Origin of the sequence: Halobacillus sp. BBL2006, assembly GCF_000786645.1 — a bacterium.
Lineage (GTDB): Bacteria > Bacillota > Bacilli > Bacillales > Halobacillaceae > Halobacillus.
The window spans coordinates 1-1348 of the sequence record NZ_JRNX01000445.1; the positions used below are offsets into that span (position 1 = coordinate 1).

A 1348-nucleotide genomic window follows, 5' to 3' on the forward strand; every position below is an offset into this window, starting at 1 on the left:
TATCGTGGCCTGCAAGGTTTTGGTGGCGGGATGATCATGTCTACCGCATTTACAGCGATCGGTGACTTATTCCCGCCTCGTGAACGTGGACGCTGGCAAGGATTAATGAGCTCGGTATTCGGCCTGGCCAGTGTATTCGGGCCAACTCTTGGCGGCTACATTGTAGATACTTGGAAATGGAATTGGGTTTTTTGGGTATTTCTTCCGTTTGGAATTTTAGCCTTCGTGATGATTTGGAAGATGTTCCCAAACACGAAAACGAACGAAAAGACGTCGGTGGATTTTGTCGGGGCCGTAATTCTAGCTTCTACAATTGTTCCTCTTCTGCTCGCTTTCTCCTGGGCCGGAAAAACGTATGCTTGGGACTCGATCACAATCATCGGATTATTCATTTGGTCTGCTCTAGCATTATCGATATTCATCTTTGTAGAAACGAAGGCCAAAAACCCGATCATCCCGCTGCATCTGTTCAAAAACAGTATATTCACAGTGTCTAATATGGGAGGACTACTCATGGGAATGGGCATGTTCGGTGCCATCATGTATATGCCGTTTTTCGTTCAGGGAGTTATGGGGATATCTGCTACCAAAACCGGGTTTGTCATGATGTCCATGATGCTCAGCATGGTAGTCACAAGTACAATTGGCGGACAATTGATCACCAAAACAGGGCGGTATAAGATTTTCGCTATCGTTGGTTTAATCATCATGGGAGCGGGCATGTTTTCCATGTCGCGCATGACTGTAGATACGACTTTATTCGGAGCCATCGGAAACTTGATTCTTGTCGGACTAGGACTAGGGTTAACCTTTCCAGTTCTGACTTTGACGGTCCAGAATGCAGTTGACTACAAATACTTAGGAGTAGCCACTTCCGCCTCTCAGTTCTTCCGTCAAGCAGGCGGGACGATCGGGGTTTCTATCATGGGGTCGATCATGAACATCATCATGTCGAATAAAATGGAGGATTTGGCTGCTAGTACGCCGGGCACTGCCTCTCAAATGGAAGGTATCAAGGCCCTTGAAGACCCTCAGGTACTCATGGACCCTGAACAACTCGCTCAAATTAAAGAGAGTGCACCAGAACAAGCCTTACCAGTGTTGAATCAAATCGTTGAGGTTATGCGAGAAGTATTAAGCACAGCCTTAAGCGGTTCTTTCTTATTTGGGACATTCATTCTAGTCGGAGCCTTTATCTTAATACTTTTCTTAAAAGAAATCCCTCTCCGCCTGACAAATGAAACGGAAAAGAAACCAAAAGATCCTGAAACCTCGAAACTAAGCTCGTAATGAAAGAAAGGTGACTTCGCTATGAAGTCACCTTTTGTTTATGATCTTACTTGCGGAC

Annotated in this window: 1 protein-coding gene; it reads left to right on the forward strand. The window is 45.4% G+C overall.

The genetic code is table 11. The features are described from left to right. The coding region (locus LD39_RS13385) for an MFS transporter (RefSeq protein ID WP_035547748.1) at positions 1 to 1290 on the forward strand (1290 nt) is incomplete at its 5' end. Between the last annotated feature and the right edge of the window lie 58 nt (positions 1291 to 1348).